The organism is Chitinophaga barathri, from assembly GCF_003807585.1.
Classification (GTDB): Bacteria; Bacteroidota; Bacteroidia; order Chitinophagales; family Chitinophagaceae; genus Chitinophaga; species Chitinophaga barathri.
Genome location: NZ_RMBX01000011.1, coordinates 214,119 through 232,040, shown reverse-complemented (window position 1 = coordinate 232,040; position 17,922 = coordinate 214,119). Strand labels below are relative to the sequence as shown.

The following is a 17,922-nucleotide window of genomic DNA, read 5'->3' as shown; positions in this document are numbered from 1 at the left end:
TCATTACATCCTTTCATCCTGCACACGCCACAAGCCTGCCGTCATCAGTGCCTTAATATCAATACATTCCCTTTATAGGTATGCCATACGTTATCGCTGTCTTTCACCTTCAATATATAGAAGTACGTGCCTTCGTTCAGGCCACTGCCATCCCAGTCGTTCTGGTAATTTTTCTTGTGGTACACATTCGCATTCCACCGGTTGAATACCAGCAATTCGTTTTCGACATACAGTTCAAGCCCCCTGATCACGAACTTATCATTCCGCCCGTTGCCATTGGGTGTAAATACATTCGGGATCTTGAACGGTATCACTTCCCTTTCAACGGTAGATGTGTTGTTAGCCGCATCTATATCCACCTGCGGGCTGGATACCCTGGCCGTGTTCACAACAGTGCCCATGGCTTCTGCCTGTACGCGCAGCGTAAGCGTTTCGTTTTCGCCGTCGTGCAATGAATCCAGTCTCCAGGTAAGCGTCCGGGTATTTACATCATATTCTGCCACGCCCCTGCTGGCGGTATTGCTGAGGTAGCTGATCTGGGCCGGTAAAACATCCGTTATGGTTACAGGGTAAGCTGTCGCGCCCACATTGGTTACGGTGATGGTATATTCATACCGGTCCGGTACCGTGATCGGTTTGGTATCTGTCTGTTTCAGGATGCTGAGGTCTACCCTCCGGTCCTGTACCGGTATGGATACATCCGGGTTCCTGGTACAACCCGCCGGAGCATCGGCGCCCGTTTTCACCGTAGCGGTATTATCGATCCCGCTTACTCCCTGGAGGTTTGAGTTTGCCCTTACGGTGAAAGTATAATCCCTTGTTTCCCCCGCGCCCAGGTTAGTATCTGTGAAGCTGACCACATTATTATTCACAGAGCCATTCGTTGAATTCACAAAGGCGGTATTCACCGGTACAGGATCCGTGACGATCACATTGGCAATCGGGGCTGTGCCCGTATTTCTCACGCGGATGGTATACGTCAGCAGTTCATTTTCTTCAGCAGCGCCATTGCCATTTTCATCGGCCACCGTCATGGTCGCATCGAAACTACCGAACAATATCACTACGCTGGCTTCAGCACTGCAACCAGTTGCATCGGTTACCCTGACTGAATAGGTGCCCGCAGACAGATTGCTTATAGCAGATGTGGTTGCTCCATTACTCCACAAATAGGTATAAGGCGCCGTACCTCCGCTCACTGCTACAGATGCTGAACCGGTGTTACTGCCGCTGCAATCCGCATTGGTTTGCGTGGTGGTGATCAGGATGGGGGCGGTTTCGGTGAGCGTGATCGTTGCCAGGGTATCGCAGCCATTGGCATCCGTGATGGTAGCAGTATAAGTTCCCGCCGTGAGATTGCTGATGGTACTGGTAGTACCGCCATTACTCCACAGGTAAGTATACGGGGCTGTGCCGCCTGTAACCGTTACGGTGGCCGAGCCTGTATTACCGCCATTGCAGATCACATCCACTTTTGAAGTCGTGTAGCTTAATATGCCCGGCTCCGTGATCGTTACACTGATAGCCGTATCACAACCATTGGCATCCGTGATGGTGGCTGTGTAAATGCCTGCTGTAAGATTATTGACCGTTGCCGTGGTAGCGCCGTTGTTCCATAAGTAAGTATACGGCGCCGTACCGCCAGCGGGCACTACGGATATGCTGCCGGTATTGCCGCCGTTACATAACACATTGTTTTGGGTTACGGCCGCTGTAATGGCTGCCGTCTCAGTTATGACAACCGTGGCGGTGGTATCACAACCGTTGGCGTCGCTGATAGTTACCGAATAATTACCTGCCGCGAGATTATTGATGGTAGCGGAGGTAGCCCCGGTGGACCAAAGGTAGCTGTACGGGCTGGTGCCGCCGGTAGCCGTTATGGTGGCCGAACCGGTATTGCCGCCGTTGCAATTCACATTCACCTGCGAGGTAGTGAAGCCTAATGTATCCGGCTCTGTAACTGTTACACTGATGGCGGTATCACAACCATTTGCATCAGTAATGGTGGCGGTATACATACCGGCTGTAAGATTATTGACTGTTGCGGTGGTGGCGCCATTGTTCCATAAGTAGGTATACGGCGCTGTACCGCCCGCGGTCACAACGGATATACTGCCCGTATTGCCGCCGCTACATAAAACATTGTTTTGGGTGATGGCTGCGGTAATAACATCCGTTTCTGTTATGGCCACAGTTGCCGTGGTATCACAACCATTGCCGTCTGTAATGGTAACCGTATAGGCCCCGGCAGTGAGATTATTAATAGTGGCGGTTGTACCACCGTTGGACCAGAGATAATTATAAGGGGCGGTGCCGCCGGTGGCCGTCACTGTCGCGGAGCCAGTATTACCGCCATGGCAGTTCACATCCACCTGTGAGGTCGTAAAGCTCAATGAATCCGGTTCTGTGATCGTCACACTGATGGCGGTATCACAACCATTTACATCGGTGATGGTAGCGGTATAAACGCCTGCTGTAAGGTTATTGACCGTTGCCGTGGCGGCGCCATTGTTCCAGAGGTAGGTATATGGTGCCGTGCCACCCGTTACTGAAAGGGAAATACTGCCGGTATTGCCGCCGTTACATAACACATTGCTCTGCGTGATGGCTGCTGTGATTGCCGCCGTCTCTGTAATGACAACCGTGGTGGTGGTATCACAGCCATTGGCATCACTGATGGTCACCGTGTAAGTACCCGCCGCCAGGTCATTGATGGTGGCCGTTGTAGCCCCTGTAGACCAGAGATAGCTGTACGGGCTGGTGCCGCCGGTGGCCGTTATGGTGGCCGACCCGGTATTGCCGCCGTTGCAGTTCACATTCACCTGTGAGATCGTGAAGCCCAATGTATCAGGTTCTGTGACCGTTACACTGATGGCGGTGTCACAACCATTTACATCCGTGATGGTCGCGGTATAAACACCTGCTATAAGATTATTGACTGTTGCCGTGGTGGCGCCATTGTTCCATAAGTAGGTATACGGTGCTGTGCCGCCTGCGGTCACAACGGATATACTGCCGGTATTATCGCCGTTGCATAACACATTGTCCTGTGTTACCGTTACGGTAATCGGTGCAGTTTCGGTGAGGATGACCGATGCAGTCGTATCACATCCATTGGCATCCGTGATGGTCACGGTATAAGTTCCTGCTATGAGATTATTAATCGTGGCGGTGGTGCCGCCGTTGGACCAAAGATAACTGTACGGGCTGGTGCCGCCGGTAACCGTTACGGTGGCCGAACCGGTATTGCCGCCGTTGCAGTTCACATTCACCTGTGAGGTCGTAAAGCTCAATGAATCCGGTTCGGTGATCGTTACACTAATGGCGGTATCACAACCATTCACATCCGTGATGGTGGCTGTATAAACGCCAGCCGTAAGGTTATTGACCGTTGCCGTGGTGGCGCCATTATTCCAGAGGTAGGTATACGGCGCCGTACCGCCTGCCGTCGCAACGGATATACTGCCGGTATTCCCGCCATTACATAACACATTGTTCTGAGTGATGGCTGCGGTAATAGCGTCCGTTTCTGTGATTATCACCGTTGCCGTGGTATCGCAACCATTGGCATCAGTGATCGTGCAGGTATAAGTACCCGCCGTGAGACCGTTGATGGTAGCCGTCATAGCCCCGGTAGACCAAAGATGCCTGTACGGCCTTGTGCCGCCGTCTGCATTCACCGTGGCCGAACCGGTATTGCCGCCGTTGCAGTTCACATTCACCTGCGAGGTGGTAAAGGTCAATGTATCCGGCTCTGTGACCGTTACACTGATGGCGGTATCACAACCGTTCACATCCGTAATGGTAGCGGTATAAGTGCCCGCAGTAAGGTTATTGACCGTTGCCGTAGTGGCGCCGTTATTCCAGAGATAGGTATATGGCGCCGTGCCGCCCGCGGTCACAACGGATATACTGCCGGTATTATCGCCGTTGCATAACACATTGTCTTGTGTTACTGTTACGGTGATCGGCGCTGTCTCCGTTATGGTGACTGTTGCAGTCGTATCGCAACCGTTGGCATCAGTAATGGTTACCGTATACGTCCCTGCGGTAAGATTATTAATAGTGGCGGTGGTACCGCCGGTAGACCAAAGATAACTGTACGGGCTGGTGCCGCCGGTAGCCGTTACTGTCGCGGAACCTGTATTGCCGCCGTTACAGTTCACATCCACCTGGGAGGTCGTAAAGCCCAGTGAATCCGGTTCTGCGACCGTTATACTAATAGCCGTATCACAGGCATTTGCATCGGTGATGGTAACAGAATAGATGCCCGCGGTAAGGTCATTGATCGCGGCGGTTGTTGCCCCGTTGTTCCACAGATAGGTATACGGAGCTGTACCACCGGTAACTGAGAGCGATATACTGCCGGTATTGCCGCCATTACATAATACATCGCTCTGCGTTACAGCCGCCGTGATCGCCGCCGTTTCCGTAATGATGGCAGTTTCGGCAGCAACACAACCATTGGCATCAGTAACAGTTACAGTATAAACACCTGCGATGAGATCATTGATGGTGGCGGTATTGGCTCCATTCGACCAGAGGTAATTGTAAGGACCGGTGCCGCCGGTTACCGTTACGGTGGCGGAACCGGTATTACCGCCGTTGCAATTCACGTTCACCAGGGAGGTGGACGTACTGATGGCATCGGGCTCTGTGATCCTTGCAGATACGCTGCCTGTACAGCCATTCGCGCCGGTAATCGTGCAGGTGTACCTGCCGGCCGTCAGGCCAGTGATCGTTGCCGTAGTAGCCCCGTTGCTCCAGAGGTAGGTATACGGAGCCGTACCGCCGGACGGGGCGAGCGATATACTGCCGGTATTGCCGCCATTGCACAATACATTGTCCTGTGAAACAGTTGCCGTAATAGCTGCGGTTTCTGTAATGATAACCGTTTCGCTGATGTTACAACCGTTTTCATCAGTAGCTGTAACCGTATAAGTTCCCGCAATGAGGTTATTGATGGTGGCTGTTGTAGCGCCGGTAGACCAATTATATTGGTAAGGGCCCGTGCCGCCGGTAACCGTTATAGTGGCAGACCCGGTATTACCGCCATTACAGTTCACATTCACCTGGGAAGTAGTGGCGCTTAACGCAACCGGTTCCGTAATCGTTGCGGACACCGTTCCCGTACAACCGTTTACATCGGTGATAGTAGCGGTATAAGTACCCGCCGGAAGGTCGTAGATCGTGGGTGTTGTTTCCCCGTTGTTCCATAAATAGGTATATGGAGCCGTGCCGCCCGCGGCTACAGCGGATATGCTGCCCGTATTGCCACCGTTACATAAAACATTGTCCTGTGTTACCGTTGCTGTGACAGCAGTCTTTTGCGTTATGACAGCCGTCGCATTTGTGGTGCAACCATTGGCATCCCCGATGGCAACGGTATAAACTCCCGCGGTAAGGTTATTGATCGTGGCTGCCGTACCGCCATTGGACCAAAGGTAGGTGAACGGCGCGGTGCCACCGGTAACCGTTACGGTGGCCGAACCGGTATTGCCGCCATTACAGTTCACATTCACTTTGGACGTAGCAGCGCTTAATACATCCGGCTGTGTGATCACTACCGTTGCGGTAGCAACACAACTATTGGCATCAGTGATGGTGCAGGTATACGTGCCTGCGGTAAGGTTATTTGCAGTAGCTCCCGTACCGCCGGCGGGCGACCACCTGTATGTATACGGGCCTACCCCGCCGGATGCGGTTACCGTGGCGGCGCCTGTGTTATTACCATTACAATCCACATCTGTTTGCGTTGTGGTAAAGGTGATGGCAGGCGGTTCCGTTATCGTTACGGTAGCGGTTATCTGGCAGCCATTGGCATCCGTGATTGTACAGGTATACGTACCGGCAGTAAGATTGTTCGCCCTTGCCCCTGTACCACCACTGGGCGACCAGCTGTAGGTATAGGGAAGCGTTCCCCCGGTTACGGTCACCGTTGCAGCGCCGGTAGCAGCGCCATTGCAAAGTTCGTTCGTCTGGGCAGTAGTAACGGCCAATGCGGCAGGCTCTGTAATGGTAACACTAATGGAGGTGTCGCAACCTCTCGCATCTATGATCGTGCAACTATAGGCACCTGGTGCCAGGCCGCTGATGGACGCCGTAGTGGCGCTATTGGACCAGAGGTATGTATAAGGCGATTCACCGCCGGATACCGTTACGCCGGCTGTACCGTCGGCTGCGCCGTTACAACTGACATTATTTTTTGCTACAACGACGGCCAGCGGTGCGGGCTGCGATAAAGTTGTGCTCGTTGTGGCGGTGCAACCATTCGCATCGGTAACGGTACAGGTGTAAGTACCCGCGGTAAGACCTGTGGCAGTTGCCGTAGTGGCACCGGACGTCCAGCTGTAAGTATATGGTGCGGTGCCGCCGGCCGGCGTTGCAGTGGCGGTACCATTGTTGCCGCCGGCGCATGAAATATTCGTATGTGACGAGGTAGCGGTCAATACTGCCGGCTGGGTAATCTCGATTGATTGTACGATCTGGCAATTATTGGCGTCGGTAATGGTAAATGAATGAGTGCCGGGAGTAAGACCGGTGACCGTTGCGGATGTGGAGCCTGTTGACCAGAGATAAGTATAGGGAGCCGTGCCGCCGGAAGGCGTTAAGGTAACAGTTCCGTCATTTGCGCCATTGCAGGTTACATTCACCGGGTCAATATCCACTGTCAGTACATCCGGTTGAAGAATAGTTACCGTAGCAATGCCGGTACAGCCCCTGGTATCTGTAATTGTACAGGTATAGACGCCTGCGGCAAGACCCGTAGCTATCGAACCGGTACCACCGCTCGGCGCCCAGTTGTAAGTGTAAGGCCCGGTGCCGCCGGAAGCTGCGACGAAAGCTGTGCCGGTAAAATTGCCATTACAATCCACGTCCGTTTGCGAAACAATAGCCGCTATGGCAATCGGCTGGGTGATAGTCACGTTTACAACACCGGTGCAACCCTGAGAATCAGTAATGGTACAGGTATAGGTGCCCGCGGCAAGATTGGTGATTGTGGCGGTTGTTTGCCCGTCTCCCCAGAGATACGTATACGGCGCTGTGCCGCCCGTGCCGGACAGGGTAATACTTCCATCGGTACCGCCATTACAATTCACATTGACTTTGGAGACTCCCGCGGAAACCACCGCGGGCTCTGCTATCGTTACATTCGCGGTAGCCGTGCAACTGTTCGCATCTGTCACCGTACAGGTATAAGCGCCCGGGGCAAGGCCCGTGATGGTTTGCGTAGTTGCCCCGTTTGACCAGCTATAGGTGTATGGAGCGGTCCCCCCGGCGGCATTGGCGGTAGCACTGCCATCCGTATCGCCGTTGCAGGTGGTATTTACATGTGAAATACTGGCTGTTAATGTAGCCGGCTGGGTAATTTCAAAGGTTCCGATGACCTTGCAGCCATTGGCATCCGTAACGCGGGCCGTATAGGTGCCGGGGCCAAGGTTGCTGATGGTGGGCGTTGTTTGGCCACCAGGGTCCCAGATGTAGGTATATGGCGCAGTGCCGCCGGTTATGATGGCGGTGCCGGTACCGTCATTCGCACCGTTGCAGGAAATGCTCGTTACGTCTGCAGTGGCCGCCAATGCAGCGGGCTCCGTAATGGTTACATCAACTGTTGTTATACAGTTATTCACATCCGTAATGGTACAGGTATAGGTTCCCGGAGTAAGCCCCGTGGCTGTTTTCCCCGGACCGCCGCTGGGAGACCAGCTGTAACTGTAAGGCGCAGTTCCCCCTGTTACGTTCACCGTAGCTATGCCGTTATTCGACCCGTTGCAGCTGGAATTGGTCTGCGTGGTAGTGGCGGCTAAGGCGGCAGGCTGGCCTATCGTAACTGTTGCCTGGGTAGTACAGCCGTTTGCATCCGTTATATCGCAGGTATAAGTGCCGGCGATAAGATTATACACGGTATCATTCGTTGCTCCGTTGCTCCAATTGTAAGTATAAGCAGGCGTGCCACCGGCCACTACTACAACAGCCGAACCGTCGCTGCCGCCATTGCAGGTTGCATCGGTGCCTGTGGCGCTCGCGGTTATAGGCGCCGGCTCGCTGACCGTCACGCTTACTGTCTCCACACCACCCGCATTATCAGTGACAGTACAGGTGTAGGTTCCCGGGCCGAGGCCGGTGATGGTGGCCGTCGTTCCGCCGCCTGGTGACCAGCTGTAGGTGTAAGGAGCCGTACCGCCAAGGGCCGATACGGAAGCGGTGCCATCATTGGCGCCGTTACAACTAATATTCGTATGCGCCGCGGTAACCGTCAATGCTCCTCCTGTAGGATCTGTGATGGTAACGCTTTCTGTAGTAGTACAACCATTCGCGTCCGTAATGGTGCAGGTGTAGGTACCTGTGGCAAGGCCGGTAATGGTGGACGTGGTTGCCCCGCCCGGTGACCAGCTGTAGGAATAAGGAGCCGTACCGCCCGTACCGGAAGCCGTGGCCGTGCCGTCACTGCCTCCCGCCGTAGTTACATTCGTATGAGAGGTATTGCCATCCAGCACAGGCGGTTCGGTGATCGTTGTAGTGGTGGTAGTCGTGCAACCATTGGCATCTGTAACAACGCATGTATAAGTTCCCGGGGCAAGGCCGCTGACGGTTTGCGTAGTGGCGCCGCCCGGCGACCAGGCGTAGGTGTATGGAGCGGTGCCGCCTTTCGGGGTTACCATGGCAATGCCGTCACTGAGGCCGTTGCAGGACACATTACTGATGATACTGTCTTTTGCCGTCAGCAATTCGGGTTCGTCCACTTCCACTGTCTGCCTGATCGTACAGCCATTCACATCTGTAATGGTACAGGTATAAGTGCCAGGGGCAAGATTGTTGATCGTCGGCGTTGTTTCCCCACCAGGCGCCCAGCTGTAGGTATAGGGAGCCGTGCCGCCGGAAGGGGTTGCCGTGGCGGAACCGTCGCTGGCGCCTTTGCAGCTTACGTCACTGGCGGTAAATGAAGCAGTTAAGGATCCGTGCTGCTCTATCGTAACAGCTACCGAAGTAACACAACCATTGGCGTCAGTTATATTACAGGTATAGTTACCCCCTGCAAGCCCCGTTGCAATTGCACCGGTCCCACCGCTGGGTGACCATTGGTAGGAATATGGAGCAGTGCCTCCTGTAACTATTGCAGTGGCCGTGCCGGTGGGCTCGCCGTTGCACAAAACATTCGTATGGGTTTCATTTGCGGACAATGCAGGCGGTTCCGTAATGGTTGCAGGCGCGGTTACATCGAACGTACACCCGTTTGCGTCCGTAATAGTTACGGTATAATCGCCGGGGGCAAGATTATTGATCGTTTGTGTGGTTCCCCCATTTGACCAGAGATAGGTGTATGGGGCCGTACCGCCGCCGGGATTGACAGTGGCCGTGCCGTTAGCCAGCCCGTTGCAGGTTACATCGGTGTTTGAAGTAGTGCCGGTTACCGGGGAAGGTTCGTTTACCGTTGCCGATGTGGTAGCAGTACACCCATTGGCATCTGTGACTGTGCAGGTGTAAGTACCTGCGGAAAGATTATCGGAAGTGGCCGTCGTTGCGCCATTGGACCAACTGTAAGTATAAGGCGCTGTACCGCCGTCGCCTGATGCGGTAACGGAACCGTCGCTGCCACCATTACAACTGATACCCGTAGCCGATGACGTGGCTGTCAGTAAGGTAGGCTCAACAATAGAAACAGTACCCGTAATGATACATCCGTTCGCATCTGTTGCGGTACAGGTATAGGTACCCGGGCCAAGGCCCGTGATAGTGGCGGTAGTTTGCCCGCCGGGCGTCCAGCTGTAAGTATACGGCGCCACCCCACCGGATACTACTGCCGTAGCCGTTCCATCGTTCGCCCTGTTACAGGTCACATTGGTTTTTGTAGCGGTAGCAGCCAGGGCTGTCGGTTCTGTAATGATAACAACCGCCGCCGTATCACATCCGTTTGCATCTGTGATCGTACAGGTATAAGTACCTGCGGACAAGCCGTTTGCAGTCGCCGCCGTACCGCCGCTGGGCAACCAGCTATAGGTATATGGCGCCGTACCGCCGCTCACATTTACCGTGGCTGAGCCGGCCGTGCCGCCTGTACATAAAACATTAGTCTGTGTAGTCGTAAACGTTATTTGCGGAAGTTGTGTAACCGTTATCGTTGCAATAACTTCACAACCATTTGCATCGGTGATCGTGCAGGTGTAGGTGCCCGCAATAAGATTGTTCGCCGTAGCGCCCGTAGCGCCGGATGACCAGCTGTAGCTATAGGGCGCGGTGCCTCCGGCCGGTGTTACCGTTGCCGAGCCCGTAGCCGTACCAAAACATAATATATTCGTTTGCGTAGGGGTAAAAGTAAGGGCTGTCGGCTCATTGACCGTAACCGACGCGGTGGTCACACAACCATTGGCATCCGTGATCGTGCAGGTGTAAGTGCCCGCTGCAAGATTACCGGCGGTAGCGCCGGTACCACCACCGGGCGACCAGCTGTAGGTATAGGGAGCTACGCCCCCGCTGACCGCTACCGTCGCCGTACCTGTGGCTTCCCCGAAACACAGCACATCCGTCTTCGAAGTGTTAACGCCAAGGGCATCCGGCTCGGTGATCGTAACCGATGCGGTGGTCACACAACCATTGTTATCGGTGATCGTGCAGATGTAAACGCCCGCTGTAAGATTGCCGGCCGTGGCTGCTGTACCGCCACCCGGCGACCAGCTGTAAGTATAAGGCGCTGTACCGCCGGTTACAGTTACCGTCGCCGATCCGGTGGCTGCGCCGTTACACAGCACATCTACCTGCGAAGTGGTAACACCTATCGCCGCTGATGGCTGTGCGATCGTTACCGTGGCAGTTGTTTCACATCCGTTGGCATCCGTTACCGTGCAGGTGTAAGTGCCTGCTGCGAGGTTATTCGCCGTGGCGCCAGTGCCACCGCCTGGTGACCAGCTGTAGGTATAAGGAGCTGTACCGCCGCTCACATTTACCGTCGCGGACCCTGTAGCTCCCCCAAAACACAGCACATCCGTTTTAGACGCGGTAGCTGCGAGCGCTGCCGGCTCCACGACTATTACAGTGGCGATGGCCTCACAGTCATTTGCGTCTGTGATCGTGCAGGTGTAGGTACCCGCCGCAAGATTGCCGGCCGTAGCAGCTGTACCGCCGACGGAGGACCAGCTGTAAGTATAAGGCGCCGTGCCGCCGCTTGCGTTGACCGTCGCCGATCCGGTAGCGCCACCATTACACAGCACATCCGTTACCGAGGTGCTGAAAGTAATGGCCGAAGGTTCGGTGATCGTTACGGAGGCAACGCTGTTACACCCGTTTGCATCCGTTATATTGCAGTTGTAAGTACCGGCGGAAAGGTTGGATACCGTAGCCCCGTTGCCCGCACCGCCCGACCAGTCGTAAGTGTATGGGGCAGTACCGCCCGTGACATTTACAGTGGCGGAACCGCTGGTGCCACCGTTACATAAGACATTGGTCTGCGTTACGGTAAATGTTACCTGCGTGGGTGCTGTGATTTCTACGGTTGCAGTAGTGTCACAACCGTGCGCGTCGGTGATCGTGCAGGTGTAAGTTCCCGCGGTAAGATTATTCGCCGTAGCGCCTGTGCCGCCACGGGGTGACCAGTTGTAAGTATAAGGAGCGGTGCCGCCGCTGACCGTTACCGTTGCCGATCCGCTGGCCGTGGCAAAACACCGTACATCCGTTTTAGAAGTAGTGAAGCTGATAACCGGTGGCTGTGCGATCGTGACCGTCGCCTGCGCCGTATTGCCGCCGAGGCCGGTCACCGTACAGGTGTATTGTCCGGCAACGAGATTATTAATGGTTCGTGTAGTTGCTCCGTTTGACCAGCTATAGGTATAAGGGGGTAAACCACCCGTTGCATTTGCCGTAGCCGAACCATCCGATCCGCTAAAACAACTTACATCAGAATGAGATATTGTAATGCCGAGCTGCTGGGCCTTTACATTTAAGACTACCAATAAAGAAGCCGCTAAAACAAGTAACTTTATCTTCATGCTTAAATCAATTCTCTGTACATGAAACCGCCCGGATAAATGCGGTGCCTTGCCCGGCCGGATGGCTTCCAGGAAGTAAGGAAGCGCATAAGAATCCCCTGCTCCCGGATTGGTAGATTCCGGTAGCCGTTTAACTTTTCGGCGCTGTGGTTAAAAAGAAAACATCAGATGCCTCCGGATGATTGTCTGCAGGCAGCTACATCATCCACATGCAGCCGAAACGGTTTCCCGTTTACATACCCGCGCCTTAAACCCATTCAGCGTTTCCGCCGGACTTGGCTAATGGTTTGTAAACATGCTATTGCTGTTAAAAACACTCAGGTCCAAACAAACTAAAAACGATATTATTTCTGCTTAAATGCCGCTTACTATTGGCGGACAGCTTGATGAGAGAGTTGTATGCGTAGGAGAAACCCTTTAAAACGGGGTAGGAAATTTGTGTAACTCAGAATAATTAACAATACGGTCATCTTTTGGTTCACAGAAAGTTGCAAATATTTTTTACTGACCTATATTGAAAAATGTCATAACTCATTTTATTTAGCGGACTGGTTTAATCCCGGTTCGCCCCTTTCAGCGGCCAAACCGGGTAAACTCAGACCCTGTAAAGGAAAACATCACCGCCCCAGCAGCAGCCGCAGGTAAAACTGCGGTTTTACCAGTTTTTTCCGCACATCCACTTCGTGGAACATGCAGGACATCAGCTCCTGCAGCTCTTTATTACGGGCGCTCATTCGCATCAGCATATTGAACAGCCAGGGGTAACGGATAAGTTTCTGGAGTTTGGTGCTCATTTTTAACTCCGGCCCCAGCACGCGGTATACATTTTCATCGTATGCCATCATGGCGGCAGCGGTGTAATTGTCCGCCGCAATGCAGGCCGCTGCCTGCTCCGCCGCCATGCGGGCGGTATACATGGCGTTACCAATCCCTTCGCCGGTAAAGGGATCTATCAGGAACCCCGCATCGCCCACCAGCATATATCTTTCGCCGGACAGCCTTCTTTTTTTGCTCCCCAGGGGCAGGCCGTAGCCGTCGATACTACCGAGGAGCGTGGCGTCTTTAAACCGTTCTTTTAATATCTCGTCGTGCTGCACGGTATCCAGCAGCAACTGTTTCAGGTTCACTTTTCTGCGCCGCGCCACTTTGCTCAACATGCCTATACCCACATTGGCCTCGCCATTGGGCAGGGGAAATATCCAGAAGTAACCGGGCAGCACGTTTTTGAGGAAATGCAGTTCCACCAGGTTATCAGGGTGCATACCGCTGATGCCGCTGTAATACGCCCTGATGCCGGCCACGTAATGCGCCGGCTCCATGTGGATGTTGGCCACCTCCTTCGTAAAACCGGAATGCGCGCCGTTGGCGGCTATCACCAGCTGTGTTTTGATCTGTATGCTGCCGGTGGCATCGGTCAGCAGGTAACCGTCCGGCAGCAATTCATATTTTGTGATGGCCTTGCCTTCTATCAGTTGCACCTGCGGGCAGCGCTTCAGCTCATCCACCAGGAAATTGTCGAAGTGAATGCGTTTGCAAACAAATCCTCTCGGCTCACCCGGCAGTTTTGCATAATTGGGTTTATAGGGAATGTTGATGCCCATACGGTTGGCGGCTACAAAGGTTATGCCCCAGCTGTCTTCCTTGAACACAAACTGCTGCAGCCTTTCCGCAATGCCTTTATCGATCCGGGAAAGCAACGTGAGCACTTTACCGCTCAGGCCATCGCCACATACTTTATCCCGGGGAAAAACGGATTTGTCCACCACCAGGCAGGGAATGCCCATGTAAGCCAATTGGAGGGCGGTAGTAGCGCCCGCCGGGCCGGCGCCTATAATACAAACTTTGGTTTCCAGCATAATTTGCACAATGTAGGAAAATCCTTCCATGCGGTAAAACGGTAAAGTGTCTCCTTAAATTTCCCGTGTTGTCCAGATCAGCCTGCCTCAAAGTCTATTTCGCCCCCCGGTCGGGCAATAATTAGACAATACATTTGTGGAAAGTTTTTTTTACTAATTAAAACTATAAGAAAATGGCAACAACAGATTTCAAATTTACGCTGACGACGGAGCAAACCCCGCAGGAAGTATTTGAGGCAATTACCAACGTTCGTGGATGGTGGTCCGGCATTCATTCGGAAGAAATCCATGGCGGTACGGAGAAACTCAATGATGAGTTTAGCTTTAGTGCGGAAGGGGGCGCTCACTATAGCAAACAAAAATTAGTGGAAGTGATCCCAAACAAAAAAGTAGTCTGGCTGGTCACGGACAGTAAATTCAGCTATGTAGAAAAGCAGGACGAGTGGACAGGTACAAAAGTGATTTTTGAAATTTCAGAAAAAGGCGGTAAAACCCAACTCGTATTTACCCACGAAGGTTTGACTCCCGAAATAGAATGTTACGAATCCTGCGCGCCTTCCTGGTCTGAGTATTTGCAGGACAAATTACTGACATTGATCAATACGGGTAAAAGTTCATAACCCCGTCTTAAAAATTGATGTTATAAGTATTTTTATTTTCACACATCACAAAGGTGCTGTGCGTACTACCGATGCTCGTTACCGATCCCAGCTTGTTGAATACAAAATCCTGGTAGTGTTTCATATCTTTTGCGTAGACCTTCAGCAGAAAATCATAGTCCCCGGAAATGTTATAACATTCCACCACTTCATCCAGCCGCATAATGTCCGTCACAAACTGGTGCCCGATGCTCTTGTCATGGTGCTTTAATTTGATATTGCAAAAGACGATCAGGCCATAATTTAGCTTTTCAGGATCGATCAGGGCAATATACCCTTTGATAAAACCACCCGCTTCCAGTCGTTTTACCCTTTCGAAAACCGGTGAAGGCGACAGGTTGACCCTGGCTGCCAGATCTTTGGTGGTGATCTTTGCGTCCGACGCTAACAGTCTCAACAACCGGAGATCTGTCTGGTCTAAAATTTCCTCCATAGAATAATTACCTTTTACGTTATCTAAAAAGAGTTAAAAACAGCTGTTTTATCTTCAAAGGACAGCAAAAATACTTTTTTACACTGAAATTATACCATTTGACAACCTAATAGAACAAATTAATAGCTTTGTACCGAATTTAACGCTCCCAGGCGAGAGATCCGCAAAACTAGTTCTTTACTTTATTTTATCAAACGGGAAAGGGTTTTCCCGTCACAGCCTGGCGGGAGATTAAAAGGGAACCGTGTGCAAGTCACGGGCTGTCGCGCAACTGTAAGTAACACTCACCAGTTTCAGCCGGCAAATGTCCACTGTCCCGAGTGCATCGGGATGGGAAGGATGGCTGAAATGTTACAAGTCAGGAGACCTGCCTTTTTCGGATAGACGGCGCTTTCGCGTAATAAAGCAAATGGTCTGATCTGATGGTATCAATATAACAGGAAATCCCCTTTCCTGTGTACCCCGGTATGCCCTTTTTTGCAGTCAGACGTGAAAGCCTGTTAAGAGACTTTTACAAATTTTTCATTAAATCATTGAAAAATGCTAACGCAAAACCTCGGCTACCCGCGCATTGGCGGCCAAAGACAACTGAAAAAAGCCTGCGAATCCTATTGGTCGGGCAAGACCGGCCTGGACGAACTGAACCAGGCGGCCCGTACCATCCGGGAAGAAAACTGGCAAACCCAACTGAAAGCCGGCATCAACCTCATCCCCTGCAACGATTTCAGCTATTATGACCAGGTGCTGGACATGAGCCTCCTGCTGGGTGTTATCCCGCAACGTTATGCCCCTGTTTCCAATGTAAAAGGCAACAGCGAAACCGATCTGTATTTTGCAATGGCAAGAGGGTACCAGAGAGACGGCCTGGACATTACCGCCATGGAAATGACCAAATGGATGGACACCAACTATCACTACATCGTGCCGGAATTTACCGCGAAACAGTCTTTCAGCATATTTTCCGAAAAGGTGTTTAATGAATATACCGCCGCCAGGCAAACCCTCGGCGACAAAGCGAAGCCCGTACTGGTAGGCCCCGTCAGCTACCTGCTGGTGGGTAAAGAAAAAGAACCGGGCTTTGAGCGCATCGACCTGATCAAAGATCTGGTACCTGTATATATAGAGATCATCAACCGCCTGAAACAACAGGGCGCCCTGTGGATCCAGCTGGATGAACCTTGCCTGGCGCTTGACCTGTCCCAAAAAGACAAAGAAGCATTTGAATATGCCTATCGTGCTATCGCCGGCCAGGTAAGCGGTGTGGAATTACTGGTTGCCACCTATTTCGAAGCTTTGCTGGACAATACCCGGTTGGCCGTAAATCTTCCGGTTTCCGCCCTGCATATTGACCTGGTACGTGCGCCGGAGCAGTTGGATGAAGTGCTCGCCCTGATCCCCGCACATCTGCAACTATCATTAGGTGTGGCAGACGGCCGTAACGTATGGAAGAACGATTACGAAAAGTCGCTGGCGCTCATCAGCAAAGCCGTTGCGAAACTCGGTAGCGACCGCGTGATCATTGCCCCCTCCTGCTCCCTGCTGCACAGTCCTATCGACCTGGACCTGGAAACAGCGATCGATCCGGAAATCAAAAACTGGATGGCCTTCGCCAAACAGAAACTACATGAAGTTGCCGAGCTGAAGCAGATCGCAGAAGGCAACCAGGCATTGCTGGAGGCCAACAAAAAGGCGATTGAAAGCAGAAGGACTTCACAGAAAGTACACAAACAGGAAGTAAAAGACCGCGTGGCAGCGATCACCGATGCGGATGCTACCCGCAAAAGCGCCTTCCCGGTACGCCAGCAACTACACCGTGAGCGTTTTAACCTTCCCGCATTCCCCACCACTACAATCGGTTCATTCCCGCAGACAGACGATATCCGCCAGCTGCGCGCGAAGCTCAGGAAAGGCGATCTCAGCCCCGAACAATATGAAAAAGCTATCGAAGATGCCACCGTGGAAGTGATCCGCTGGCAGGAAGAGCTGGGCATCGACGTGCTGGTACATGGCGAGTTTGAGCGTAACGACATGGTGGAATACTTCGGCGAACAACTGGATGGCTTCCTGTTCACCAAAAACGGATGGGTACAGAGCTACGGCAGCCGTTGCGTGAAACCGCCTGTAATCTACGGCGATGTAAGCCGCCCGCGGGACATGACAGTACGCTGGATCACCTTCGCCGCACAGCAAACCCCTAAACCGATGAAAGGCATGCTGACCGGGCCCGTAACCATCCTGCAATGGTCATTCGTGCGTGACGATCAGCCGCGTGATATCACTACGAACCAGATCGCACTGGCAATCCGTGACGAGGTGGTTGCGCTGGAAAAAGCCGGCATCGGTATCATACAGATCGATGAAGCCGCGATCCGTGAAGGCTTGCCCTTACGCAAAGCCAAACGCCCGCATTACCTGGATTGGGCGGTGAAGGCCTTCCGGGTAACCGCCAGCGGTGTCCAGGACAGAACGCAGATCCACACCCACATGTGCTACAGCGAGTTCAACGATATCATAGAGCACATCGCCGCTATGGATGCGGATGTGATCACGATAGAAACCTCCCGTTCACAGATGGAGCTGTTACATGCCTTCTCGCACTTCGAGTACCCGAACGAGATCGGACCGGGCGTATATGACATCCACTCACCCCGCGTGCCGGGCAGGGAAGAAATGGTATCGCTGCTGACAAAAGCAGCAGACCTGTTACCTGCTCAGAACCTTTGGGTAAACCCTGACTGCGGCCTGAAGACCCGTAAATGGCCTGAAACCAAAGCCGCGCTGGAAAACATGGTACAAGCGGCCAAACAGGCGCGCGAGCAGATCAGCGTAACAGGGACTGTATAAAGATCATCATACAATGGCTGCGGACATTTCCGTCCGCGGCCATTGTATGCATATGAAAAGAGACGAATCATAGCCACTAAATCACCCCAAACTTATGTTCCTGGAGAAGATCAGGTCCGGAATGTCCGGGATTTTGACATACGGCATTA

5 protein-coding genes and 1 riboswitch are annotated in these 17,922 nt (G+C 52.9%); of the genes, 2 read left to right on the top strand and 3 right to left on the bottom strand.

Going from position 1 to position 17,922, the window contains the following annotated elements:
• Nucleotides 1-44: 44 nt before the first annotated feature.
• Together EG028_RS20095 and EG028_RS20090 are read right to left on the bottom strand one after the other, a co-directional pair.
• A complete protein-coding gene (locus tag EG028_RS20095; RefSeq protein WP_120518116.1) occupies nucleotides 45-11,981 on the bottom strand; it encodes a T9SS type B sorting domain-containing protein in 11,937 nt (3,978 codons plus the stop codon).
• A gap of 617 nt (nucleotides 11,982-12,598) precedes the next feature.
• Nucleotides 12,599-13,837, bottom strand: coding sequence for an NAD(P)/FAD-dependent oxidoreductase (locus EG028_RS20090; protein ID WP_120518189.1), 1,239 nt, complete (start codon nucleotides 13,835-13,837; stop codon nucleotides 12,599-12,601).
• Between the two features lie 173 nt (nucleotides 13,838-14,010).
• Here EG028_RS20090 and EG028_RS20085 point away from each other — a divergent pair, with 173 nt between their 5' ends.
• Nucleotides 14,011-14,457, top strand: coding sequence for an SRPBCC family protein (locus EG028_RS20085; protein WP_120518115.1), 447 nt, complete (start codon nucleotides 14,011-14,013; stop codon nucleotides 14,455-14,457).
• A 7-nt stretch (nucleotides 14,458-14,464) separates the two neighbouring features.
• Here the strand turns inward: EG028_RS20085 and EG028_RS20080 are convergent, their stop codons facing one another.
• Nucleotides 14,465-14,929, bottom strand: a complete 465-nt coding sequence (locus tag EG028_RS20080; protein WP_120518114.1) for an Lrp/AsnC family transcriptional regulator — start codon at nucleotides 14,927-14,929, stop codon at nucleotides 14,465-14,467.
• Nucleotides 14,930-15,114: 185 nt separating this feature from the next.
• Nucleotides 15,115-15,318: riboswitch (cobalamin riboswitch) on the top strand.
• Between the two features lie 151 nt (nucleotides 15,319-15,469).
• Between EG028_RS20080 and metE the strand changes: the two genes are divergently transcribed.
• Complete coding sequence (metE, locus tag EG028_RS20075) at nucleotides 15,470-17,773, top strand: 5-methyltetrahydropteroyltriglutamate--homocysteine S-methyltransferase (protein ID WP_120518113.1); 2,304 nt, start codon at nucleotides 15,470-15,472, stop codon at nucleotides 17,771-17,773.
• Nucleotides 17,774-17,922 lie beyond the last annotated feature (149 nt).

Excerpts from the sequence above, each read along its gene's own strand:
- EG028_RS20095 (WP_120518116.1), bottom strand. The coding sequence starts at position 11,981 with ATGAAGATAAAGTTACTTGTTTTAGCGGCTTCTTTATTGGTAGTCTTA.
- EG028_RS20085 (WP_120518115.1), top strand. The coding sequence starts at position 14,011 with ATGGCAACAACAGATTTCAAATTTACGCTGACGACGGAGCAAACCCCG.
- metE (WP_120518113.1), top strand. The coding sequence starts at position 15,470 with ATGCTAACGCAAAACCTCGGCTACCCGCGCATTGGCGGCCAAAGACAA.
- EG028_RS20090 (WP_120518189.1), bottom strand. The coding sequence starts at position 13,837 with ATGCTGGAAACCAAAGTTTGTATTATAGGCGCCGGCCCGGCGGGCGCT.
- EG028_RS20080 (WP_120518114.1), bottom strand. The coding sequence starts at position 14,929 with ATGGAGGAAATTTTAGACCAGACAGATCTCCGGTTGTTGAGACTGTTA.